This is a genomic window from Algibacter mikhailovii (genome assembly GCF_014651495.1).
Taxonomy (GTDB): domain Bacteria; phylum Bacteroidota; class Bacteroidia; order Flavobacteriales; family Flavobacteriaceae; genus Algibacter_E; species Algibacter_E mikhailovii.
In genome coordinates this window covers 543,277-569,442 of the sequence record NZ_BMWZ01000003.1, presented here as the reverse complement: position 1 = coordinate 569,442, position 26,166 = coordinate 543,277, and the positions used below count along the sequence as shown (strand labels likewise).

General features: G+C 34.6%; 20 protein-coding genes. 19 read left to right on the top strand and 1 reads right to left on the bottom strand.

The window, feature by feature from the left end; genetic code table 11:
- The first annotated feature begins 46 nt into the window (after positions 1–46).
- The 6 genes from IE051_RS08625 (at position 47) to IE051_RS08600 (ending at position 11,350) form a co-directional block, all read left to right on the top strand.
- A complete protein-coding gene (locus IE051_RS08625) occupies positions 47–925 on the top strand; it encodes an alpha/beta hydrolase (protein ID WP_229796758.1) in 879 nt (292 codons plus the stop codon).
- A 7-nt stretch (positions 926–932) separates the two neighbouring features.
- Entirely contained in the window at positions 933–3,320 is a 2,388-nt protein-coding gene (locus IE051_RS08620; protein WP_189360373.1) for a glycoside hydrolase family 31 protein, read from the top strand.
- 2 nt (positions 3,321–3,322) lie between these two features.
- Complete coding sequence (locus IE051_RS08615) at positions 3,323–5,200, top strand: alpha-amylase family glycosyl hydrolase (RefSeq protein ID WP_189360372.1); 1,878 nt, start codon at positions 3,323–3,325, stop codon at positions 5,198–5,200.
- Between the two features lie 6 nt (positions 5,201–5,206).
- Positions 5,207–6,865: an alpha-amylase family glycosyl hydrolase gene (locus IE051_RS08610; RefSeq protein WP_189360371.1), complete on the top strand. Its 1,659-nt coding sequence runs from the start codon at positions 5,207–5,209 to the stop codon at positions 6,863–6,865.
- 143 nt (positions 6,866–7,008) lie between these two features.
- On the top strand, positions 7,009–8,883 hold the full coding sequence (locus tag IE051_RS08605; RefSeq protein ID WP_189360370.1) for a glycoside hydrolase family 13 protein: 1,875 nt from the start codon (positions 7,009–7,011) through the stop codon (positions 8,881–8,883).
- Between the two features lie 94 nt (positions 8,884–8,977).
- Positions 8,978–11,350 (top strand): GAF domain-containing protein, encoded by a 2,373-nt coding sequence (locus tag IE051_RS08600; protein ID WP_189360369.1) that lies wholly within the window; start codon positions 8,978–8,980, stop codon positions 11,348–11,350.
- A 1-nt stretch (position 11,351) separates the two neighbouring features.
- Here the strand turns inward: IE051_RS08600 and IE051_RS08595 are convergent, their stop codons facing one another.
- Positions 11,352–12,551 carry a Pycsar system effector family protein gene (locus tag IE051_RS08595; protein WP_189360368.1) on the bottom strand — a complete coding sequence of 400 codons (1,200 nt, stop codon included), beginning with the start codon at positions 12,549–12,551 and terminating at the stop codon, positions 11,352–11,354.
- Positions 12,552–12,754: 203 nt separating this feature from the next.
- Here IE051_RS08595 and msrB point away from each other — a divergent pair, with 203 nt between their 5' ends.
- The 13 genes from msrB (at position 12,755) to IE051_RS08530 (ending at position 26,158) form a co-directional block, all read left to right on the top strand.
- Positions 12,755–13,201 carry a peptide-methionine (R)-S-oxide reductase MsrB gene (gene msrB, locus IE051_RS08590; RefSeq protein WP_189360367.1) on the top strand — a complete coding sequence of 149 codons (447 nt, stop codon included), beginning with the start codon at positions 12,755–12,757 and terminating at the stop codon, positions 13,199–13,201.
- 396 nt (positions 13,202–13,597) lie between these two features.
- Complete coding sequence (locus IE051_RS08585) at positions 13,598–15,160, top strand: protein adenylyltransferase SelO (protein ID WP_189360366.1); 1,563 nt, start codon at positions 13,598–13,600, stop codon at positions 15,158–15,160.
- 99 nt (positions 15,161–15,259) lie between these two features.
- On the top strand, positions 15,260–15,754 hold the full coding sequence (gene msrA / locus IE051_RS08580) for a peptide-methionine (S)-S-oxide reductase MsrA (protein WP_189360365.1): 495 nt from the start codon (positions 15,260–15,262) through the stop codon (positions 15,752–15,754).
- Positions 15,755–15,769: 15 nt separating this feature from the next.
- Positions 15,770–16,324 carry a peptide-methionine (S)-S-oxide reductase gene (locus IE051_RS08575; RefSeq protein ID WP_189360364.1) on the top strand — a complete coding sequence of 185 codons (555 nt, stop codon included), beginning with the start codon at positions 15,770–15,772 and terminating at the stop codon, positions 16,322–16,324.
- Complete coding sequence (locus IE051_RS08570; RefSeq protein ID WP_189360363.1) at positions 16,281–17,501, top strand: bifunctional alpha/beta hydrolase/OsmC family protein; 1,221 nt, start codon at positions 16,281–16,283, stop codon at positions 17,499–17,501. Before IE051_RS08575 ends, IE051_RS08570 begins: the two co-directional genes overlap by 44 nt.
- Positions 17,501–18,463: an aldo/keto reductase gene (locus IE051_RS08565; protein WP_189360362.1), complete on the top strand. Its 963-nt coding sequence runs from the start codon at positions 17,501–17,503 to the stop codon at positions 18,461–18,463. Before IE051_RS08570 ends, IE051_RS08565 begins: the two co-directional genes overlap by 1 nt.
- A gap of 36 nt (positions 18,464–18,499) precedes the next feature.
- Positions 18,500–22,204: a metallophosphoesterase gene (locus tag IE051_RS08560; RefSeq protein ID WP_189360361.1), complete on the top strand. Its 3,705-nt coding sequence runs from the start codon at positions 18,500–18,502 to the stop codon at positions 22,202–22,204.
- A gap of 44 nt (positions 22,205–22,248) precedes the next feature.
- Positions 22,249–22,929 carry a potassium channel family protein gene (locus tag IE051_RS08555; protein WP_189360360.1) on the top strand — a complete coding sequence of 227 codons (681 nt, stop codon included), beginning with the start codon at positions 22,249–22,251 and terminating at the stop codon, positions 22,927–22,929.
- Positions 22,930–23,022: 93 nt separating this feature from the next.
- Positions 23,023–23,442: a hypothetical protein gene (locus IE051_RS08550; protein ID WP_189360359.1), complete on the top strand. Its 420-nt coding sequence runs from the start codon at positions 23,023–23,025 to the stop codon at positions 23,440–23,442.
- Between the two features lie 174 nt (positions 23,443–23,616).
- Positions 23,617–23,775 (top strand): hypothetical protein, encoded by a 159-nt coding sequence (locus IE051_RS08545; protein WP_189360358.1) that lies wholly within the window; start codon positions 23,617–23,619, stop codon positions 23,773–23,775.
- 28 nt (positions 23,776–23,803) lie between these two features.
- Positions 23,804–24,220: a hypothetical protein gene (locus tag IE051_RS08540; protein WP_189360357.1), complete on the top strand. Its 417-nt coding sequence runs from the start codon at positions 23,804–23,806 to the stop codon at positions 24,218–24,220.
- A 124-nt stretch (positions 24,221–24,344) separates the two neighbouring features.
- Positions 24,345–25,391: a sensor histidine kinase gene (locus tag IE051_RS08535; protein ID WP_189360356.1), complete on the top strand. Its 1,047-nt coding sequence runs from the start codon at positions 24,345–24,347 to the stop codon at positions 25,389–25,391.
- 5 nt (positions 25,392–25,396) lie between these two features.
- Positions 25,397–26,158, top strand: coding sequence for a LytR/AlgR family response regulator transcription factor (locus IE051_RS08530; RefSeq protein WP_189360355.1), 762 nt, complete (start codon positions 25,397–25,399; stop codon positions 26,156–26,158).
- Positions 26,159–26,166 lie beyond the last annotated feature (8 nt).

The window sequence follows — 26,166 nt, the reverse complement described above, 5'->3', positions numbered from 1 at the left end:
AAATGAAAATCGAAAAGAAGATTTAGTTGATCATCAAAAAGTATCCATGAAATATTTCAAAGGATATTCAGATGCTCAATTATTTAGTGGGAAGCTCATGAGAATGGATAGTTTTCCGTCCAAATTTATTAAGTCTAGACCGGTAGATGTTTGGTTGCCCGAAAGCTATTCTAAAGAAAATAAGTATTCAGTGCTATATATGCACGATGGTCAAATGCTTTTTGATAGCACCACCACATGGAACAAGCAGGAGTGGAAAGTTGATGAATGGGCCTCAAAACTAATGAAAGATGGTAAAACTGAAGATTTTATTGTTGTGGCTATTCACAATATTCCTGAGTTACGTTGGCAAGATCTGTTCCCGCAAAAAGCTTTTTATTTATTGAATGAAGCAGAAAAAAAAATAATTGAATTACAATCAAATCACATTAAACAAGGGAATATACTTTATGGTGATAATTATTTGAAGTTTTTAGTTGAAGAACTTAAACCAATTGTTGATTCTGAGTTTTCAGTACATGAAAATATGGAAAATACTTTTGTCATGGGGTCAAGTATGGGTGGTTTAATGAGTATGTACGCTATTTCTGAATATCCTAATATTTTTAGCGGGGCGGCATGTATTTCAACGCATTGGATTGGGGCAGCTCCTATTGAAGATAATCCGCTTCCAAAGGTTATTTTTAACTATATGAAATCCTATTTACCGGATTCAAGCACACATAAAATATATTTTGATTATGGAACGGAAACATTAGACGTACATTATCCCCAATACGCAACTACGGTTAATACTATTTTAACTAAAAAAGGGTACACAGAAGCGAATTTTAAAAACTTTAAATTTGAGGGCACAGACCATTCTGAGAATTCGTGGAATCAGAGGTTAGACATTCCATTAACCTTTTTATTAGGAAAAGAATAAAGTTGATATGAAAAAGTTTGTTTATACATGGTTAGCTGCCCTTGTTTTTCAAGGGAGTATTGCCCAGAACACCGATAGGAAATTTGAAACGTTGAATGAAAGGCAAAACGGCATTGAGGTTTTAGTAAATGATGGAGCATATCATATTCAATTTTATAATGAGCACATTGTTGAAACCACCTTTATTCCTAAGGGTGATCCTGTTCAAAAAGCGTCTCATGCTGTAGTTTTGGAGAAAAAGAACGTTGAATATACGTCATCAGTTTCTGATTCTGGATATGATTTTGAAACCCAAGGCGTTTCAGTTTTTATACAAAAACAACCTTTTCAAATTTCGTATAGCTATAAGGGGAACCCGATGATTTCTGAAAAGACTGGCTATGTTAAAAATGATAGTTTAGAGACCATTCAATTTAATTTAAAAGAAGATGAAATTTTGTACGGCGGAGGTGCAAGAGCATTAGGGATGAATCGCCGTGGTCATAGACTAGAATTATACAACAAAGCCCATTATGGTTACGAAACGACGAGCGAATTGATGAATTTCACATTGCCCTTAGTTATCTCTTCTAAGCAGTATATGGTCCATTTTGACAATGCGCCAATAGGGTTTTTAGATTTAGATAGTAATGCTGATAATACGCTTACTTATGAAACCATATCGGGGCGTAAAACCTATCAAGTAATTGCTAGTGATTCTTGGTTAGATGTTATTGCGAATTATACCAAATTAACGGGAAGGCAGCCCATACCTCCAAGATGGGCTTTGGGTAATTTTTCAAGTCGATTTGGATATCACTCACAAGAGGAGACTGAGGCAACTATTGAGGCCTTCAAGTCTGATAGTATACCCGTTGATGCAATAATTTTAGACTTGTACTGGTTTGGAAAGGAGCTTCAAGGTACTATGGGTAATTTGGAAGTGTTTAAAGATTCGTTTCCAGATTTTGAAGGTATGGTGTCACGCTTAAATGATAAACACGTTAAAACAATTGCAATAACAGAACCTTTTGTTTTAACCACTTCAAGCCGTTGGGAAGATGCTGTTTCAAAAGATGTCATGGCAAAAGATTCTTTAGGCAACCCTTTTACTTATGATTTTTATTTTGGTAATACAGGGCTCATTGATATATATAAACCTGAAGGTGAACAATGGTTTTGGGATATTTATAAAAGTGAAATTATTGATAAAGGTGTCGCTGGTATTTGGGGTGATTTGGGTGAACCCGAAGTACATCCTAAAGAACTACTGCATGCTACGGGGACAGCTAATGAAGTTCATAATATCTACGGACATGATTGGGCAAGGTTGGTTTTTGAAGGCTATCAAAGAGATTACCCCGAGGTAAGACCTTTTATTTTAATGCGTGCTGGGTATTCAGGATCACAGCGCTATGGTTTAATTCCTTGGTCAGGTGATGTGAATAGAACATGGGGAGGCTTACAAAGTCAACCCGAAATTGCAATACAAATGGGGATGCAAGGCTTGAGTTATATGCATTCTGATTTAGGTGGCTTTGCTGGTCCAAATTTGGATGACGAGTTATACATACGGTGGTTGCAATATGGTGTTTTTCAACCCGTTTACAGACCTCATGCTCAGGAAGAAGTGCCTAGTGAGCCCGTTTATAGAAGTGATAGCACTAAGGCCTTAGCTAAACAAGCCATAGAATTACGCTATAAGTTGTTACCCTATAATTATAATTTGGTTTTTGAAAACAATCAAATGGGTAAACCTTTCATGCGTCCTTTGTTTTTTGAGGAACCAGAAAATGCAAAACTTCAGTCATATTCTAAAACGTATTTATGGGGCAATGACTTTTTAGTCGCTCCCATTTTAGAACCTGGTTTAAAAGAACAACATGTGTATTTCCCAAAACACAGTTTTTGGTTTCATTTTTACAGTACTGAAGTTATTAAAGGCGGGCAGTTTAAAACGGTATTAACTGTAGAGCATGCCATTCCAACCTATGTGCGTGCAGGAGCATTTATTCCTATGGCAAAGCCTATGCAAAGTACAGCGGAGTACAATTCTGATGCACTAGAACTTCATTATTATCATCATCACTCTGTCAAAGAAAGTGATGGTCAACTTTATGATGATGATGGTAAAACACCTATGGCTTATGAGAAAGGGCAGTACCAACTATTAACTTTCAAAGCACATGTGGAAAAAAATAAATTGAAAATTGACTTTGAATCAAATCATGAAATTGAGGGTCAGTTAAATACAAAAAATATGGAATTGATAATTCATAATATATCAAACAAACCAAAACATATAAAGACTAATGGTGGTAAAATTCCATTTAACTGGTCTTCTGAATCAAAGACCCTAACGATTCCCTTAGTTTGGGGTACTTCTGAAGAAAAAGAAGTGAAAATAAAATTTTAAAAATGAAACCAATAAAAATTACATTAATGGCGTTAGTTTTTTGCGTTTTAGCATGCGAAGAAAAGAAAAATAAAGTTGAGGTTACAGTGTCTTCAACTATTGAGGTAAAGAAAAAAGATGTTGTTTATCAGGTGTTTACGCGTTTGTTCGGTAATACCAATACGCGAAATAAACCATGGGGTACTATAGAAGAAAACGGCGTAGGGAAGTTTAATGATTTTACAGATAAAGCGCTGCAAGAAATAAAAGATTTAGGGGTAACCTATATTTGGTATACCGGAGTGCCGCATCATGATGTAATAAGGGATTATACTAATTATGGCATTTCAAATGATGACCCTGAAGTTGTTAAGGGACGTGCAGGCTCGCCATATGCTGTAAAAGATTATTACAATGTAAATCCTGATTTAGCAGAACATGTGGAGAACCGACTTCAAGAATTTAAGGCCTTAATCAAACGGTCTCATTCTGCAGGGCTAAAAGTTATTATAGATATTGTTCCTAATCATGTGGCGCGAAATTATAAGAGTAGCTCTAAACCTGAAGGTGTCAAAGATTTTGGAGAGGACGATGATACAAGTTTAGCCTATCATGTTAATAATAATTTTTATTACAACCCAACAGAGTCTTTCGAGTTGCCAACATGGGAAAATAATTATTTACCTCTCGGCGGAGAAGAAAACCCCCTTATTGATGGCGTGTTTGATGAAAATCCTTCAAAATGGACGGGTAATGGGTCTAGGGCATCAAAACCAAATATGAATGATTGGTATGAAACGGTGAAGGTTAATTACGGTGTTTCGCCTGAAGGAAAAAAGGATTTTGATGAATTACCAGAAGGTTTTGATCAGAAAGGTTACAAGAAACACTATGCGTTTTGGCAAGATAAAACTGTTCCAAATTCTTGGGTTAAATTTAGAGATATTGCCTTGTATTGGTTAGATATGGGGGTTGATGGATTTAGATATGACATGGCTGAAATGGTACCCGTTGAATTTTGGAGTTATATGAATTCAAGCATTAAAATGAAGAATTCAGAAGCCTTTTTATTGGCCGAAGTTTACAATCCTTCACTTTATAGAGATTATATCAAGAAGGGTAAAATGGATTATCTCTATGATAAGGTGCAACTTTATGATACCATTAAGCATGTGATTCAAGGACACGGTAAGACAGATAATATTCCTCCAATATTGGATGATTTAAAAGATATTGAACACCATATGTTACATTTTCTTGAAAATCATGATGAGCAGCGCATAGCTAGTCCAGATTTTGCTGGAAAAGCGGAAAAATCTAAGCCGGCTATGGTTGTTTCGGCAACTTCTTCAACGGCCCCAACAATGATTTATTTTGGTCAAGAAGTTGGGGAAGATGGTTCTGAGCAAGCAGGTTTTGGTTCGCCTACGCGTACCTCTATTTTTGACTATGTTGGCGTGCCTGCACATCAACGGTGGTTAAATGATAAAAAGTTTGACGGTGGTCAGTTAACCAAGGCTGAAAAAGATTTAAGAGATTTTTATAAACGCTTATTGAATTTTACCATTAACAGCGAGGCGCTTGCTGGAGAATATGTTGATATTCATGCATACAATAGGCTGAATACTGAAAATTATACAGATAAAGTATTGTCGTTTATAAGGTGGAGCTCATCTGAAAAGCTAATTATTATTTCCAATTTTGATGCAGAAAATGAATTCGAGTTTGATTTGAATATTCCAATGGATGTTTTAAATTTAATTGGTTTACAAGATGGGATTTATACGGTAAGCGACCAACTGTACAATCAATTTAAGTCTGAATTAGTTGTGAGTAAGGGGCAAGGAACGTTGACAGTAAAACTAGATCCATTGCAATCATTAATATTAAAAGTTCAATAAAATCATATGAAACAAATACTTGTTTTCCTATTCCTTTGTGTGACCCTAGGCAGTTGTCAAAATGCTAAAAAAGCCCAAATTAAAGATGTAAAGGTTCCTTTTATCTGGGAAGGTGCCAATGTGTATTTTCTGTTAACAGATCGATTTAACAATGGGGATAAAGCTAATGATGTAAACTTTAATCGAACCCTAGAAACAGCGAAGCTTCGTGGATTTGAAGGTGGTGATATTAAAGGTGTGACAGCAAAAATAAATGAAGGGTATTTTACTGACTTGGGGATAAATGCCATTTGGATGACTCCGGTTGTAGAACAAATACATGGCGGTACAGATGAAGGTACAGGAATGAGTTATGGTTTTCATGGCTATTGGGCTAGTGATTGGACCAATCTAGATCCAAATTTTGGTACAAAAGCAGATTTACATGACATGGTAGAAGCAGCGCATAAAAAGGGTATTCGTGTGTTGTTAGATGCTGTAATAAATCATACTGGTCCTGTAACTGAAAATGATGCTGTTTGGCCAGATAATTGGGTTAGGACATCACCTAAGTGTGACTATAATAATTTTGAAAATACAGTGACATGTACCTTGGTGGATAACCTTCCAGATGTAAGAACAGAGCGTAATGAGGCTGTAGAACTGCCATTGCCATTGGTTGAAAAATGGCAGAAAGAAGGACGTTATGAGCAAGAAATGGCGGAATTAGATGCGTTTTTTAAACGAACAGGACACCCAAGAGCACCAAGGTTTTATATAATGAAATGGCTGACAGATTATATTACCGAATTCGGGATTGATGGCTACAGAGTAGATACGGTAAAACATACAGAGCCTTATGTTTGGCAAGAATTTAAAATGGAATGTGACTACGCTTTTGAGGCCTTCAAAAAAAATAATCCTTCGAAAGTTTTAAACACGCAAGATTTTTACCTTGTAGGCGAGGTTTATAATTATAGTATTAGTGCCAAAAAGGCTTTTGATTTTGGAGATAAAAAGGTAAACTATTTTGAAAACAGCTTTAATAGCCTGATAAATTTTGAGTTGAAATGGAATGCCGCTCAATTAGATTTAGATAGTATGTTTACCAAATATTCCGAAATATTAAATTCAGATTTAGAGGGGTATGGCGTTTTAAATTATTTGAGTTCACATGATGATGGACAACCTTTTGATCCCAATAGAGAGAAACCTTATGAAGCAGGAATAAAACTATTACTTTGTCCTGGAACCTCTCAAGTATACTATGGCGATGAATCTGCACGTCATTTGGCTATTGAAGGCGCAGAAGGTGATGCTAGATTACGTTCGTTTATGAATTGGGAAGCGATACAAAATGATGATGAGACCAAAAATATATTGAATCACTGGCAGAAATTGGGACGGTTTAGAGTAAATCATCCTGCAGTTGGAGCCGGGCGCCATCAAATGATTTCAAAGGAGCCTTATCTGTTTTCACGGAGGTATTCTAAAGCGGGGTATAATGATCTTGTTGTAGTAGGACTGGATTTAGCTTCTGGGAAAAAATATTTGGATGTATCCACTGTGTTTGAAGAGGGAGATACTCTTTTTGATGCTTATTCTGGAACTCAAACTGAAGTTAAAAATGGCATGGTGAGTATTGACTCTGCCTATGATATCGTCTTATTGTCCAAAATTATCTAAGCTCTATTTATTGCAATTTATTCAAGTTGCTTTAAAATTATAATGCTAGAATGCGTATTTTCTGATAAGTTTAAAGAAAAATTCAATAGATTTATCTCTACTAAAAGTTAAGCCTTAATGCTTTACATAAATCAGAAAATGAAATGACTTCAAAAGCGATTCATTCAAAATCTTTGCAAGTAGAGGACCATGGAATTGCACGCATTGAACCCCCAAACTGGTGGGTTGGTTTTAAAAAAAACGACCTTCAACTTTTAATACAGCATCCTAATATCTCTGATGCTGTACCTAGTGTTTCTTATCTGGGTGTTTCTATTAAAAAGGTTCATAAAGCTGATAGTCCTAATTATTTATTTATCGATTTGCTTATTGATAAAACAGCAAAGTCTGGGAAGTTTAGCATTAGTTTTAAAAGGGTTGATAAAGATGATTTAGTTTGTATTTATGAATTAAAATCTAGGAAAAAGCCTTCAGAAAATTATATAGGCTTTAATAGTTCTGATGCTATTTATTTAATAACACCAGATCGTTTTGCTAATGGGGATCCTGATAATGATATCATTGAAGGTCTCAATGAAAAAATAATTGATAGGTCGGATAATTCTGCCCGCCACGGCGGTGATATAAGAGGTATTATAAATCATCTTGATTATATAGAAGATTTAGGTTTTACAGCAATTTGGTCCTGCCCCTTGTTAATTAATGATATGTATCAAGGCTCTTACCACGGGTACGCCATGACAGATTTTTACAAAATAGATCCTCGTTTTGGTACCTTAGATGACTATAAAGAATTAGCGCTAAGCATGTCTCAGAAAGGCATGAAATTAATCATGGATCAAGTTGTGAATCATTGTGGGTTAGAACATTGGTGGATGAAGGATCTGCCATTTAAGGATTGGATTAATCACCAAAGGTCATATGAAGAAGGTATTGATAGCGGTAGTCTTAAGGCTACTATTATTACTTCTCATAGACGTACAACGAATCAAGACTTTTACGCTTCTGAATACGATAAGAAAGGGATGAGTGAAGGGTGGTTTGTATCATCAATGCCAGATTTGAATCAACGTAACGCTTTTATGGCGAAGTATACCATTCAAAATAGTATTTGGTGGATAGAAACCATGCAATTAGGAGGTATTCGTCAGGATACATACTCGTACCCAGACAAAGGATTTATGCGGTATTGGGCGGGTGAAATTATGCATGAGTACCCCAGCTTTAGTATTGTAGGTGAAGAGTGGACCATTAATCCTCTAATTATTTCGTACTGGCAAAATGATCATCAGAATAGAGATGGTTACAACTCTAATTTAAAATCTCCAATGGATTTTGCTTTACAAGATCAAATTGTTAGAGGGTTAAATCAAGAGGAATCTTTTTCAACGGGGCTTATTGATCTCTATAAAGGGCTGGCAAACGATTTTGCTTATGCAAAACCAGAAGATCTTTTGGTTTTTGCTGATAATCATGATATGAGCCGGATTTTCACTCAATTGAGAGAAGATGTTGTAAATACAAAAATGGCCATGGGCTATATACTGGTGCTGCCTAGAATTCCACAAGTCTACTACGGTACTGAAATTTTAATGAGTGATTCTAGTATCCCCGGAGATCATGGTTTGATTCGTTCAGATTTTCCTGGTGGCTGGGAGGGTGATGAAGTTAATGCCTTCACAGGAGAAGGCTTAATGGATGCACAAAAAGATATGCAACTCTATCTTAAAAAACTGTTGAATTACAGGAAAAATAGTCAAGCCATCCATAAAGGTAAAACAGTGCATTTTGTTCCTGAAAATGGTATATATGTATTATTTAGAATTTTTGGTGATGAGACTGTCGTTTGTATCTTAAATAAAAATGAAGACGACTTTTTATTAGATTTAACACGGTTTGCTGAAATTGAATTGAAAGGCAAAGCGGTAAGAAATATTATTACTGGATATGAGTTTTTCTGGGGTGATAATTTCACCTTGAAAGAAAGAGGAAGTATGGTCTTGACAACAAAAAAATAATTCGTTTTATTGTAACAATATCTTTGTCAAGAAGTCTTACTAATACCGACTAAATCAATTATTTGTAAATTTGTATTCTTAAAAAGGGGGTATTATGGATATTAATGATAATATTGATTCGCCATTAGAGCTTAAGATAAGTTTTAATAAGCTCATAGAGGAGTATGAAGCTTTATCTAATAGTGAAGACGCTTTTACGTCGAACAGAGCAAATTATATTTTGCAATTAGCCAGGGACTATCCAGAATTGCGTGATGGGTTTTCTGATGTTTCTGTTCTCGAGACTAGAAAAGATGTGATTAAAACAATTCTGCAAGACTCATTTAGTCCTATTTTAACTAAGAATGAAATAAAGACGGCGTCTGTACCTTTTCATAACTTTATTTTTAATTCATCAACGCGTTTTAATTCCATTCTAAAAACGGCAGGTGAGGATTTTCAATTACAAATGAAAAACATGCCTGAAGATGATGTGTATATAATTTCATGTACCATTATTCTAAATTTCTGTTATGGTTTTAATTTAAGTTTTAAAAGACCATTTTATTATGAAATACCAGATGCTGATGGGATTTTAAGGTTTTATAAAATTTTGTATAATGCTGATTTTTGTGAAATAATTCCAAAAGAAAATGCCATTGAAATTACGCAGTCTGATTATGATGAATTATTAGATAATTTTGAAAATATTGAGCTGTGGAAGAAAAAATTCCCTCCAAATAGCTATGTGTTCAAAGGGTTTGTGATTTCAAATATTTTTGATGTAACAGATGATCAATCGATATCAAATATTAAGACAAGCCTCATAGGTGATAAGAAGAGACAAGATGATGAATTTAGCGGAGAGTTTCACGATGTTTTTAGATCGCTTTTTGGGATAAGCGATTTAAAAGTAGGATTTTCAATTTACAACCAGGATGAAGGTTTCTTTGAGCGTGTCTATGGTTCAGGAATGAATAGTTACCTCATAGGCGATAAGGCGAGTAAAACATGTAGTGATGCGCTATGCAATAGTTCATACGATAGACTACTGCGGGAGAGTAAATTTATTTCAATATCAGATGTTGAGGGCATGTTTAATAATAATGAAGTGCCGCCTCCTCATATAAAGAGCCTTTATAGTCAAGGTGTAAAGAGTGCCATATTTGCGCCAATTGCCAATGAAGAAGGTTTAATGGGAATCATTGAAATAGTGTCTGGTACGCCAAAGGTACTTAACAGTATTAATGCGAATAAGTTAATTGATGTTATGCCTTTTATTGTGTCTGCAGTTGAGCGGACTAAAAGTGAGGAAGAAAACCTTGTTGAAGCTATTATTCAACAGGAATGTACTTCAATTCATCCCAGTGTGAAGTGGCGTTTTGCCAAGGAGGCTAAAAATTTCATCAAAGCCGAATTACATGGGCAAAAGCCTAGTTTTAAGAAAATTGCTTTTGACAATGTATATCCGCTTTTTGGACAAATTGATATTAAAGGGTCTTCTATAGCGCGAAATACTGCAACTAAACGCGATTTGACATTACAGTTAAGTGCTGCAAGGAGTTTGTTTGAAAAGGCTTCTAAAAAGGATGCTTTGCCCATATTTGAACAACTTATTTATCAAATCAATGAGTATTTAGCAGATTTAAATAAGAATTTTCAAGTAGACAGTGAACAACAAATATCTGCCTTTTTGAACGAAGATATTGAACCGGTATTTAGGCATGTACGCGCCTCGTATGAATTAAAAGAAGAAATTGACCAATATTTTGAAAGTATAAACGAAAAAGGAAATACATTTTATTTCCATCGAAAGGATTATGATGATTCTATCATTAAAATAAATAGAGAAATGACGTCGCTCTTAGATGAAAAGCAGCTTGATGCGCAGGCCATGTATCCTCATTTTTTCGAACGTTTCAAAACGGATGGTGTAGAGCACAATATGTATATTGGTGAATCCATTACCAAAGAGGATAGTTTTAATCCAATATTTTTATATAATTTGAGGTTATGGCAACTTCAGGTGATGTGTGAAATGGAAAATGCCTATTATCAAAAGCAATCGGAATGGCCCGTACAATTAGATGTGGCCTCTATGATTTTAGTATTTAATCAACCGCTGTCAATAAGCTTTAGAATGGATGAAAAACAGTTTGACGTTGATGGTACGTATAATGCTCGATATGAAATTGTAAAAAAACGTGTAGACAAGGCGTTCATAAAAGGCACGAATAAACGTGTCACTGAAAAAGGAAAAATTACCATTGTCTATTCTCAAAAACAAGATGAAAGAGAGTATCTAGGCTACGTTAAGTTTTTGCAGTCTAAAAACTATTTAGACACAGATATTGAGATTGTTGAACTTGAAGATTTGCAAGCTGTAACAGGCCTAAAAGCTATTCGTGTAAGCGTGCTTTATCATAAGGCAAAAGATGACAAAGAGTATTATACTTACGATGATTTAATGAAGGAAATTAAAGCCTAATTTACGATAAGTCCACGCTTTGAAAAGCAATGGCAAAGGCTAAAACACTTACAATAATACCTACCATAAAGACGGTGTAAGTCAGTCTAAGTATTTTGTATTTTTTATCTAAAACTAGGCCTAGAAAGTATAAATCTTTTTTCATGGAAGAATAGAGGTAATCTCTGTCTTCCATCATTTCTCCCATAGCCCATTCAAAATCATTTAGGCTCATTTTATGAAAATTTCCGAAAAACAATAAATTCACCTTTTTCTTTGCAACATCATCTTTGGTGAACTTACCGCTAGTAATATTTGGTCTAGTAGCCAATATAGAAAGTATAATAGATACTACTGTAAATAACACAAAGATCACAGTTGGTAGAATGAGGTAGGCATTAGAGGCATTGTCTAATTTAGAAACTAAGTTAGATAAGACCATTGAAATAATAATGGCATTAACAGAAAGTAAAATATTAGCTTTTGTATCAGCAATATTACTCAGGTGCATATGGTTTTTTAAGGTGACTCTAAACATGGTTTCTATACCACGCTCAGGCATTTCTATTTTATTCTTTTTAAAACTTAAGGCGTCTTTTTTCTGATTTAATTTTCTGCTTTCTGTGTCTAATTTTTTTTTAGCCTTTAATAATTCAGCTATATTTTTACCTTTTCTTTTATCCCAATTTAAGGCGGCTTCGGTGGTGTAAAAACGATGTTTGGTAGATAGGAAATTGATGTTTTCATCAAGCCATGCCATTTCAGATAAATGCTTATTACTGGTTAATTCCCATTCTTTTTTAAGCAATTCTATGACTTCAAGGTATGATTTGCTCCCTATATGAGAACAGTCTGCGTCTTTAATGATTTTTTCTAATTGAGTTTTTGGAGAATACTCCATTTTTGTAGCTCTAATGAGCATACAAATAGTGTCAATATGATCTTCTGGACAATCTTTCTCTTTCAAAAATTGCATAGCAATTTTTACACTTTCATCCTCATGATTTTTTATACTATTCGTGTACCCTGTATCATGAAGCCAAGCAGCAAGGGTTAGAATATTTTTCTCTAACTCATCAAGTCCAGCTTGATCGGCTAATAATATAGATTTTTCAACCACACGTTGCGTATGGGTTAAGTTATGGTATAGAAAAGAGGCGTCTAACTTTTCATTCAGTAATTTTGTTGTGAATTTTTTGGTTTCAACAATCAGCTTTTCCATGAGTCAACTTTGTTTGTAAAGTAAAAATACTAAAACTTTAAGTAATTGTGTTTTGATTCGGTTAACGGTTTTATTGGTCGAAAATTTTACAAATGCTATCAAAAATCATAAAGCAAATGCTTAGTGTAATTTTTTGAGTGTAAATTCGACTATCTTTATGATTAAAAACAGACTCGATTAATTAAAAGAAAGGACATTATTATATGCTAACTTGGAAAGAAGTGATACGTTTTTCTGTAAAAGGAAACCCAACTCCAGACCAAAGGGTTGAAAAATCAGAAAGTGAATGGAAAGCTTTGTTAACGCCAGAGCAATTTAGAATTTCAAGACTCAAGGGGACAGAAAGGCCGCATAGTGGGGCACTGTGTTCAATTCATGAGGCAGGAAAGTATAATTGTGTGTGTTGTGATACACCCTTGTTTGATTCAACCATTAAATTTGAATCAGGAACTGGATGGCCTAGTTTTACGCAGCCAATTAAGGAGAATGCCATTAAGTATGAAAAAGATTCCGCTTTTGGAATGGTACGTGTAGAGGTGATGTGTAATACCTGCGATGGACATTTGGGACATGTTTTTCCGGATGGCCCAGAACCTAGTGGTTTACGGTATTGTATTAACTCTGAATCTATGAAATTAGACAAGGAATAAATTGGTGCTGCCTGAAAATATACCTTTAGCCACTAAAGATGGCGGGTGGTTTTTATATTAAGAGTTGTTTCGTTCTAATTCAGGAATTAATTTCAATGGTCAATGTACATCTACTCTTATACGAGCAGGGCTTCCAATACAAGCTTAACACGATGCGAAAGTTATGACATTTCAAATTAAAGTTTATCTTATTGATAGGTGATATAAGCCAAATTATTATCAGGATATTTTTTAAATTTTATTTACCACCTTCTAAAGGTGAAGCAATAGAGAAGGCTGTATAGTACAGAGAAAGGATATTACCATAGGATGCTTAATTTTCAATGATTAAAATTGGATACAAAACATTAAGTAGTCCTTTGGACGGTGATTAAAAAAGTGGATTGAAAAATGACTATGAACTTAAATATAAGAGATAAATTTAATAAAGCATTACCTGCAGACCCTATTAAGGATAATTATAGAAGGCAGGTTTCTGAAGCCTGTTTTTCTTATGCAACACCAAAACAAACGGCTAAACCAGAGATGCTTCATGTATCTGACGATATGCTAGAATCATTGGGTTTGTCTGAAGCAGATGCCAAAAGTGATTCGTTTTTAAAGGTGTTTACAGGGAATGCGATATTGCCCAACACAAAACCCTACGCCATGTGTTATGGTGGGCATCAATTTGGAAACTGGGCTGGCCAATTGGGAGATGGTCGTGCCATCAACTTATTTGAAATTGAACAGGACAATAAAAATTGGGCATTACAATTAAAAGGGGCAGGAGAAACACCGTACTCAAGAACCGCTGATGGCTTGGCTGTTTTGCGTTCCTCTATTAGAGAATATTTATGTAGTGAAGCTATGTTTCATTTAGGCGTACCTACTACAAGAGCATTATCATTGGCGTTGTCTGGTGATCAAGTCCTTCGAGATGTCATGTATGATGGAAATACCGCTTATGAAAAAGGGGCTATTGTATGTAGAACAGCAGAATCATTTTTACGTTTTGGAAACTATCAGATTTTTGCGGCTAGGCAAGATGAAGAACATCTCAAGCAATTGGTTGATTATACCATAAAACACCATTTCCCCGATATAGGAGAACCGTCTAAAGTCTCTTACATTGAGTTTTTTAAGCAGGTGACTCAGCGTACTTTAGAAATGATAATCCATTGGCAACGGGTAGGTTTTGTGCATGGTGTTATGAATACTGATAATATGTCAATACTAGGCTTAACTATTGATTATGGGCCTTACGGATGGTTAGAAGGCTATGAGTATGGTTGGACACCAAATACCACGGATAGGCAAAACAAACGTTATCGTTACGGCAATCAGCCCAACATGGGGTTGTGGAATTTAATACAACTAGCCAATGCCATATATCCTCTTATTGGGGATGCAGCACCTTTAGAAGCTATTTTAAATCAATATAAAAGTGATTTTGAAAGTGGATCTTTGAACATGATGCGCTCAAAATTAGGATTGGAAATTACAGATGAAAAGGATCAAATATTGATTCAGGAGTTGGAAGATAATTTACACCTTACAGAAACTGATATGACTATTTTCTTCAGAAATCTGGCTAATTTTGAAAAAGAAACCCCGTCTAAAGGCCTAGAGGTAATTCATGACGCATTTTATAAACCTGATGAAGTAACTGGTAATATTGAAACAAGATGGATAACATGGTTTGAGAACTATTCAGAAAGACTTCAAAAAGAAGCATGTTCTGATAATGAACGCAAGGGAAAAATGAATGTTGTAAACCCGAAGTGTGTGTTGCGTAATTATATGGCGCAATTGGCTATTGATGATGCTGATAAAGGCAATTATCATTTGATTGATGAGTTGTTCCAGATGCTTAAAAAGCCTTATGACGAGCAACCGGAATACCAAAAATGGTTTGCAAAACGACCGGATTGGGCGCGGCATAAAGTAGGATGTTCTATGTTGTCTTGCAGTTCTTAATGCCATTTTTCGGCATGCGGGTATTGCAGAATATAAAGTAAAATTACTTGATAAAACAGCTACATAAAAAGTAAACTAACAATATTTAAAAATAAAACGATGAGTACATATAAAAAAGCATATCTAGCAGGGGGGTGTTTCTGGGGAATGGAAGATCTTTTTAGAACGCGTCCAGGAGTGGTAGATACAGAGGTAGGTTATCAAGGTGGCGAGAATACTAATCCTACGTATAAATACCACCCCGGACATGCTGAGGGCTTAGAAATCACCTATAACCCTGACGAAACTAGCTTTGAAGAATTACTTGATTATTTCTTTAGAATGCATAATCCAACCACTGTGGATCAGCAGGGAAATGATAGAGGTTCCAGTTACCGTTCTGCTATTTTTTATCAAAATGCAGAAGAAAAACAAATGGCCGAAGACATGATTAATAGAGTAAATGGTTCTGGCAAATGGGAGGATAAGGTAGTTACCACCTTAGAGCCATGGTCTACGTTCTGGAAAGCGGAAGAATATCATCAAGATTACTTGGAGAAAAACCCCAATGGTTATACCTGTCACTTTTTACGATTTGAAGAGTCTTATATTTAAACGAAGTGTTAAGCATTGAAAGAGCTTACCCAAATAGCATTTGGAGGCGGTTGTCATTGGTGTACTGAAGCAGTATTTCAATCGCTGATTGGTGTTTCAAAAGTGGAGCAGGGATTCGTAGCCTCTATTGATGAAAATAGTGGTTTTTCGGAAGCGGTTATCGTGCATTTTGATGCAGCTAAAATTTCCTTAGCCGTCCTAATTGAAATTCATTTGCATACACATAAAAGTACGGTAAACCATTCTATGCGCGCAAAATATCGTTCTGCAGTGTATACTTTTTCAGAAGCACAAAGGCATGTAGTAAAATCACAATTAGAATTGTTGCAATTTCAATTTAAAGAGAAATTGGTAACGCAAGTATTGCCATTTGAAAGATTTAAAGCATCAAGAGAACAGATACAAAATTATTATTATTCCAATACAACAAAGCCATTTTGCGAAAGGTTTATCACTCCTAAGCTGAAAATGTTAATGAGCAAGTATTCGAAATACGCCAATCACAATAAATTAAAGCATTTAAAAAATGAACCGCAAGAGACTAACTATTCCAAATATCAAGGGTCATGAGTTACAGGCTTATTTAGAGTTACCCGTAGATCAAAAACCGCAGTATTATGCCATTTTCGCACATTGTTTTACATGTACAAGCAATTTATCTGCAGTAAAGCATATTAGTAGAGCTTTAACGGCACATGGTTTTGGAGTGCTACGTTTTGATTTTACAGGCTTGGGAAGAAGTGAAGGTGCATTTGCCGAAAGCCATTTTTCTGCGAACGTTGATGACCTTATTGCGGTGAATGATTATATCACAAAACATTATGAAGCTCCAGGCTTGTTGGTTGGGCATTCCCTTGGCGGTGCCGCAGTTATTGTAGCGGCATCTCGATTAGATAATATTAAGGCTGTAGTAACAATTGGAGCTCCTTCAAGGGTAAGTCATGTTACTCATTTATTTTCTCATGGGATTGATGAAGTAAAACAAAAAGGCGAAGTTAAAGTTGATATTGGTGGACGGCCTTTTAAGATTAATGAGGAATTTATCTCAGATTTTGGAAAAATTGATTTACCAGAAATCACCAAGAACCTTAGAAAGCCCTTATTAATTATGCATGCACCATTTGATAAAACGGTGGGGATAAATAATGCTCAAGAATTATATCATAATGCGCATCACCCGAAAAGTTTTGTGAGTTTAGATACAGCAGATCATTTATTATCAAAGTCAAAAGATAGTACTTATGCTGGACATATGATTGGTGCGTGGGTAGATCGTTATTTTGAGGCGCATGATAACGCGGTATTGGATGTTGATGGAGAACAATTAGTGGCGTATCTTAATTTTATGGAAGATAATTTTACTACCTCCATTCAGACAAAAAAACATACTTTTATAGCCGATGAACCAGAAAGTGTTGGAGGGGATGATTTTGGACCTTCTCCCTATGATTTTTTAAGTGCTGGGCTAGCAGCTTGTACTGCTATGACTTTAAAAATGTATGCGCAACGTAAAAAATGGGATTTACAGGAAGTGTATGTATATATTACCTATTCTAAAAAACATAGTGATGATTTAATGCTAGATTTAGACGAGCCAAAACGTATGGATCATTTAAAAAAACGTCTTAAATTTATTGGAGATTTAAATGATACCCAAAAAGTAAAACTTAAAGAAATCGCGTCTAAATGTCCCGTGCATCGAACTTTACTATCTGAAACTATTATAGAAACCAAAGTGATAGATTAATGAGTGAAAATAATACAAAAATTGGATTAGGTTTAGCTGCTTTGGGTAGACCGGAATATATAAATATTAGGGATAATAGTTCCATTGATAAATCTGAGGCTGCCTTTAAGCATAACACGCTTTCGGTGCTTGATGAAGCTTATAATTTAGGTGTTCGCTATTTTGATACGGCACCGTCCTATGGTAAGGGAGAGGCATTTTTGCAAGACTGGAATGACTCTAGAGCACATAAAGATATTGTTTTAGGTACTAAGTGGGGTTATACCTATGTGGCTAATTGGGAACTTGGCTATAACGGGAAACATGAAATTAAAGAGCATTCTCTGGAAAAATTGCTTGAACAATGGCAGGTTTCTAAAAACCTATTGCCTAATTTGAAATATTACCAAGTGCATTCCGCAACTTTTGATAGTGGGATTCTTGAGAATAAAGCTGTTTTAAATGAGCTGTTTGAGATAAAAAAAGCAACTGGATTAAAAATAGGAATTACCACTAGTGGCGCAAATCAAAAGGAGGTGATAGCATTGGCTTCTAAAATAATGATAGGTGATACCCCATTGTTTGATAGCTTTCAAGTGACCTATAATCTTTTTGAACAGGATACCTTTGATGTGTTAAAAAAACTGCTTCAGCATGGAAAAGATGTTATAATTAAAGAAGCTTTGGCTAATGGAAGAGTGTTTTCTAGTGATAGTTTTCAAAATTATAAAGCAACTTACAAGATTTTAAATCAGTTAGCCGTCAAATATAAAGTAGGTATTGACGCCATAGCGCTACGTTTTGTTATTGATAGTTTGAAACCAACATATGTGTTAAGTGGAGCATCTAATATGCGTCAACTAAAGGAAAATATGAAAGCACTAGAATTTAGTTTTCTTAAAGAAGAGCTACGTATGTTGCAAACCCTAAAAGTTTTACCGCCAGCATATTGGGAAGAACGCAATCAATTGAGTTGGAATTAAATCAAATGATTATCTTTATTTAAACTTAAGCCTTTTATGAAATTCTATAAAATAGCATTTTTAGTAGTCTTAATATTTTTTTTGAACGCTTGCGCTACTTATAAAGCGCAATATGCTGAAGATATTGAGATAGCAGATGAAATTGCCGATAAAGAGCTTTTAAAAACATTCTATTTATTGGGAGATGTGGGGAAATCTCCTATGGGAGGTATGTCTACAGGTTTAATTATTTTCAATAAGCATATAGCAAGTAGGGAAACACAAGGTGATTATACTATTTTCTTAGGAGATAATATTTACCCTGCTGGAATGCCGCAAAAAGATCATAAGAATAGAGCTTCGGCAGAGAATGCATTAAATGCCCAAGTAAAGGCCGTATCAAAATTTGAAGGGAAAACTGTTTTTATTCCTGGAAATCATGATTGGTATTCTGATGGGTTAAAAGGTTTAGCTCGTGAAGAAGCGTACTTAAAGGAGGCATTAGGAAAGCATACCCTAATCCCTGAAAAAGGATGCCCTATAGAAAGTATAGAAGTTCATGAAAGCATCCAATTGATTGTTGTAGACAGTGAGTGGTATCTTGAAAATTGGAATAAGCATCCCACAGTTAATGATCATTGTGAGATAAAAACGAGAGATCGATTTTTTGCAGAGTTAGAAGGTGAAATAAAAAAAGCACAGGGCAAGCAAGTAGTTTTAGCCATGCATCACCCCATGTATACTAACGGAATACATGGAGGAAAATATGCTTGGGAAAAACATCTTTTTCCACTATCATCAAAAGTGCCGCTACCAGGGCTGGGGTCTTTTGTCGCTCAGGTTCGTAGTCAAGGCGGTGTGTCTATGCAAGATAGGTTTAATGAGCGCTATAATGAGTTAATGTTGCGTATTGAAACCATTATTTTCGATAAGGATAACGTGGTATTGGCTTCTGGTCATGAGCATACTTTACAGTATATAGAAAAAGGAAATATTAAGCAAATTGTATCAGGAGCAGGAGCTAAATCTTCATATGCGGCTTTAGGTAATAATGGGCTGTTCTCTTCAGGAGAGCAAGGTTTTGCTGAGTTGAAATTTTTTAAAGATGGAAGTGCAAGAGTGAATTATTATGGCGAAAGTAATGGAGAGCCTAAGCTTATATATACTAAGGAGGTCTTTAAGCCAAAGGAAACTTATGATGTATCAAACTTAGCAGATAGCTTTCCTAAAAGTATAGAGGTTTCTGTTTATAACAATGATGAAACAGACGTTTCTAGAGTTGCTGAAAAAATATTGGGCGATCATTACAGACAGGCTTATAGCACCGTTATTAATGCTGAGGTTGCTACTTTAGATACCTTATATGGCGGGCTTAAAATTGTTCGTAAAGGTGGCGGGAATCAAACGAAGTCCTTAAGGCTTCAAAGAAAGGATGGCAGGCAAATGAATATGAGAGCCCTTAGAAAAAGTGCCACTCAGTTTTTGCAAACAACACTTTATAAAAACAAATACATACAAGATGATTTTAAAAGAACATCTGTAGAAAGTTTTATTCTTGATTTTTATACCTCGGCACACCCTTATGCTTTTGCTACGGTGCCAGATTTATCTGATGCAGCAGAGGTTTTTCATACCAATCCTAAATTGTATTATGTTCCTAAACACAAACAATTGGGGGAATTTAATAATGAATATGGTGATGAATTATATCTTATTGAAGAACGGCCTGAGAAAAACTATTCTGGTACAGCTCTTTTTGGATTTGCCGATGATATTGAAAGTACGCATGATGTTATTCAAAAAATAAGAAAAGACGAAAGTTATAAAATAGATGAAGATGCCTTTATTAGAGCACGTCTCTTTGATATGCTAATAGGCGATTGGGATAGGCACCAAGATCAATGGCGTTGGGCTCAATTTAATCAAGATAATGGCAATAAACATTATAAGCCAATACCAAGAGATAGAGATCAGGTGTATAGTAATTTTGATGGTGCTTTGTTAGATGTTTTGAGAAGTCTATCTGGTGCAACCCGCGAGTTACAGGAGTATGATGAGGAGTTAAAGGATATAGAACGAATGAACACCGATGGAATAAAATTAGATAGAATTTTAATTCAAAGAGCAAATAAAGAAACATGGTTAAAGCATGCTAAGTTTCTGCAAGAGCACATTACTGATGAGGTGATTGATAAGGCATTCTCTAAAATACCTGTAGAAGTACAAGATGAAGATATAGCTGATATTAAAGAGAAATTGAGAGGAAGGCGCGCAAACATGATGGAAATTGCCGAAAGGTATTTTGAAATAGTTAATAAGTTAGTGATCATAACAAGTACTGATAAAGATGACTTTATTGAAATAGAGAGGCTTGGTAGTCAGGAGACACGGGTTAAGGTTTCAAGAATAAAGGATGGAGAAAAAGGAAGGGTTATTTTAGACAAAACCTTTAATAGAGAGATAACTAAAGAAATGTGGATATATGGTTTGGACGACAAGGATGTATTTGAGGTCACGGGTAAGGCTGATAAACCTATATTTATAAGATTAATAGGAGGGCAAAATAATGATACCTATAATATAAAAAGTGGAAAAGCTATTAAAGTTTACGATCATAAGAGTAAAAAGAATACGGTTGTAGAGAACAAAGGTGCTAATCTTAATTTCACCAATGTTTACAATTTGAATCTTTTTGATTACACAAAAAACATCATGACTTCAACCACAATATCACCGGCTATTGGGTTTAATCCAGATGATGGAGTGTCCTTAGGAGCCTCTGTGGCGATAACAAAACAAGGTTTTCAACGTAACCCATTTTCGCAACAGCATAAATTTAGAGGCGGCTACTTTTTTGCCACCCAAGGCTTTGCTTTAAAATATGATGGGGAGTTTGCCAATGTTTTTAAAAATTGGAATTTTCAGGTAGGTGGATTATTTACCACTGAGAATTTTGCCAATAACTTTTTTGGTTATGGAAATGAAACTATGAATCCAGATGAGGATTTAGATTTAGACTATAATAGGGTTAAACAAAGTATTAGGTCTGTTAATTTTGGTGTAGTAAGACACGGGAATTACGGGAGTGAATTGGCTTTTAAAGCCTTGTTTGATGGCATTCAAATAGGGGATACAGAAGGTAGGTTTATTACAGATTTAGTGCCTCCGTCTGATACTGAATTCTACAAAAGACGATATTTTGGAGGTATTGAGGCCGAATTTAATTATGAAAGCTTTGATGATGTATTAAACCCTACTAGAGGTATGACTTTTCTTTTCAATGTAGGCGGTAAAACTGAGTTTGATAATAGTACTTATACCTATGGTTATATAAATTCTAACATAGGTTTTTATAATGCTATTTCCAAAAATAGAAAGTTGGTTCTAAAAACAGATTTGAGAACACAATGGCGATTTGGTGATGACTTGGTGTTTTATCAAGCGGCTAATATTGGTAGTAATAATGGTTTAAGAGGCTTTCGTACAGAACGTTTTACAGGAAGAAATGCGTTGGTGGCAAGTGCTGATCTACGCTATGGATTTCCATCATTTAGAACCTCTTTTATTCCTTTTCAAATTGGTGTATTTGCAGGAGGGGATGTGGGTAGAGTTTGGTTGAGTGGGGAATCATCCAATACATGGCATAATGATTATGGTGGAGGTTTCTGGGTAACAGCAGCTGAAAAAATATCAGGGACCTTTAACTTGTTCAATAGTGTTGAAGGTTTACGGTTTTCATTTGGGTTTAGTTTAAGCCTTTAATCACTGCTTAGAGGGATGGTATTATTTGCTAATAAATAGATGACATGAATAAAATTTATGGAAAGCTTCATGATCTAAGATACGGCTTGTTCTTTTGTAGTCAATTGGCAATACTATTTGGTTCACTTATTATGCCCATTGCGTTATATGATAGTGTGATTATGCCTATTTTATTTATGCTTAATATTCTTTTTGGCCTTCTTTTGACATCCAAAAACAAGCGGCTTACCCAGGCCTTTGCCATATTGTTTTTAATTTTGATAGTTATTTTTGGATTTAATTTAATTAAAAAATCAGAGAGTAATTTGCTCTCATTTATTCGATTTGGTGTCTATTTCGTTTTTTACATTTTTGTTACTATTGAAATCATTAAACAAGTCCTTAAAACGAAGTCAGTTAGTAAAAATGTTATAACTGGTTTGATGAGTGGCTATATATCCATGGGGTTTCTTGCCTTCTTTATGTTTACTACTATTGAGATTGCAGTGCCGGGGTCATTTAAAGGCTTATTACCCGCCGGTGGAACTTTTTTAAATAAAGTAGATGCGCTATTGTACTACAGTTATATAACATTGTTAACTATTGGGTATGGAGATATTGTTCCCCTTACGGATGTCGCTCGTAAAAGTTCTTTTTTTGTTGGCATTTTAGGACAGTTCTATATAATTATTGTCACTACGGTTGTGGTAGAAAAGTATATTTATAATTCAAGAAACAGAAAGTAGAAATAGAACATTTTAAAGAAATTCAATGTACCGTGTATCCAAAATAGAAGAAAGTCTTAATTTAGTGCCCTAATCTTAAAAAGTATTTTTTATATGAAACATTTGCTTCTTACAATCTGCCTACTACTTGTTGCCAATATTGGAGCTCAAAACTTAACTGAAAAACAAAAGGAAAGAGAAAAGAATAAAGTAAAAATTTATACACCAGATGAATATGATAATTTGCAAATTGCATTCAGGGAAGGTGTAGATGCCATGAAACTTTCTGAAGACAAACTGGAGCAGTATGACGCTATTGTTTTAAAGTATGTTTCTAAAATGGTACGACTTAATGATAAGGACCAAGGAAATTCTCCAGAGGAAGTTAAAATTAAGTTTTCAGAAAACATTGATCAAATGAATGCAGAGGTCAAGGAAATGCTCAGCCCAAAAGAATATGTTATGCATTTAGAAAATATACATAAAATAGTTTACAGTGTGAATACAAGGTTGGAAAAATTGGTTAAGGAATAACCTATAATTTTTCAAAATATTTAATCCTATTGCGTGAAGGTTTATGCTTTCTGCAATAGGATTTTTTCGTTTTACTTCTATATAAAGTTAGTTCAAATTAAGGTTTGGCTGCTTCACCTAAATTATGCTCAACAGGGCATGAGCAGCGCTATATATTTGTCCCAGAAATCAAAAATGAACTTAATAAATAATAGCATTATGGAAGTATCAAATAAAAAAAATAATTGGTTGCGATTCGCCATAGACTGGAAAAACATCAAAGAAGAGACTTTAGAATCAAAAGAAGTTTACACGTTAAATGATTACAATGAAGATTCTGTTTTATTTATTTAAAGCAGGTTAGTAACTAAAAAAGAGAATTATGAAAAAAGTTATGATAACGTTGGCAGGAGGTATGTTTGTATTGCTGTTGACATCTTTCGGAATAAAAAAGAATATTGAACGAATAGAAAATAATTATCATGGTAATGAATATTTGGAAGTTCTGGATGACGACTATGTTCTAGAATTGACTTCTATAGAAAGCATGGATGGTCCGGAAGCAAACCGAATATTAAGGGTTAACCAAATTGAAGTTTATGAAGTAGAGGAGGACGTTAACCTAGGGTTTGATACAAAAAAGTATTTACCAGAAAATTTTGATCCAGTTGAAGGATTGGAGTATGAGAAGCAGTTGGAATATGAAGAATCTATAGTGTTTAAAGAAGTGTTTGGTGAGATAGCGGATGATGGGGTTTTAAATATTCAGGATATAGAGCTGTACGAAGTGGAAATGTAGAATTCATTTTGCCCTGAGAATGATTAATAGCAATTTCTTAAGAGACTGTCCTCAGGGTATGACAGTCTCTTTTCTTGTTTAATAAAACCTATTAATTATCTTAGCAATGTATCTAACTATAAATATGAATAAAAACAATATTTTCGAGTATAAGAGCGCCAAGCAATCCATGATTTTAGGTGTGGCCTTGTTAATATCATTTTTTATTAATTTACCTAGAATACTTGCTTTATATGAACTAGTAGGCAAAAGTTGGTCAAATTCATTCCCGGAAATTACGGTAAAAGATATCTTGCTTAGGTTGTTTTTTATTTTTATCTATTCCTGGTTGCTGCTTCAAATCAATACGAATTGGAGAGTGCTATATTCAAATCTTAGCATTTTTACAAGGAGTGTCATGCGAATATTAGCTAATATTTTGCTGTTTATAATAGCCGTTCATTCTTTTATTTTCATAGACGAGATAGTGACCGGACAAATTATAACAGATTTGGCAGATACTATTATACATATGGTTTACGCCGTTATAATGGTAATTATAATTTTTATTGCTAGAATAATAAGGTTGCAAATGGCACATCAAGTTGATTTAGCAGAAAAGGAACAATTAAAACAACAAAGTTTGAAAAATGAGTTAGAAGCTCTAAAAAATCAAATAAACCCACACTTTTTATTTAACTCTTTAAATTCACTCAATTCATTAATTAGGGATAATAAGCAAGCCACAACTTTTGTAAATAAGTTGTCTTTCATGTACCGCTATATTTTGCAAAGTGGTAGTGAGGACTTAGTGACTTTAAGCGACGAATTAAAGTTTTTAGATAGTTATATTTTTCTTATCAAAACACGTTATAGAACTCGATTTGAGGTTAGTATTGATATCGAAGAACAATATTTGAATAAAAAATTGCCCTCATTAGCATTGCAATTATTGGTTGAAAATGCGGTAAAGCATAGTGAGATTTCAGAGTCAAACCCATTGCTGGTTAAAGTGTATGTTGAAGATGCGCTTGTTGTTGTAGAAAACCCTATTAAGCCAAGAACCACCTTTGTGGATAGTACAGGAAATGGGTTGGCGAATTTAGAAAAGCGCTACGAAATACTGATGAAAAAAAATATTTTAATTAATGATTCTAACAAGGTGTTTAAAGTAAAATTACCTTTAAAATAAAACGTATGAAAGTTGTTATTGTTGAAGATGAAATAGCTGCAGCCGAAAACCTAACCTACCTTATAAATAGTGTTGATGCTGATATTGAAATTATTAAAGTGTTAGATTCTGTTAAGGCTTCGGTTGCTTACTTTTCTCAAAAAGTTGAAGCTGATTTGGTCTTTATGGATATTCATCTCGCTGATGGCATTTCATTCGAGATTTTTGATCAAGTAGTTCTAAATATCCCAGTGGTTTTTACAACGGCGTATGATCAATATGCGCTTAAGGCATTCAAAGTAAATAGTATTGACTATTTGCTGAAGCCTATAAATGAAGAAGAGTTAACAGAGGCTATAAACAAATTTAAAGATAGGTCTACGCAGAGTGCTACAAATGACAACCAGTTGGAAGGTTTATTGGAGCTTATTAATTCAAAAACAAAATCCTTTAAAACAACCTATTTAGTGCATCATAGGGACGAATTGCTCCCAATTAAAACAGATGATGTAGCTTATTTTTATATTGAAACAGGCATAGTTAAGGCTGTTACTTTTACAAACAAACCATATATAATCGATAAGAAACTCGAGGATATAGAACTTGAACTGGATCCAGAATTATTTCATCGCGTTAACAGGCAATTTATTGTAAATAGAAATGCCGTTGCAAATATTAAGTTTTATTTTAATGGAAAACTTATCATGAATGTTAATCCTACAGCTTCAGAACGCATTGTGGTAAGTAAAGCAAAAGCCTCGGCAGTTAAAAACTGGATGAATATGTAGGTAAGTCC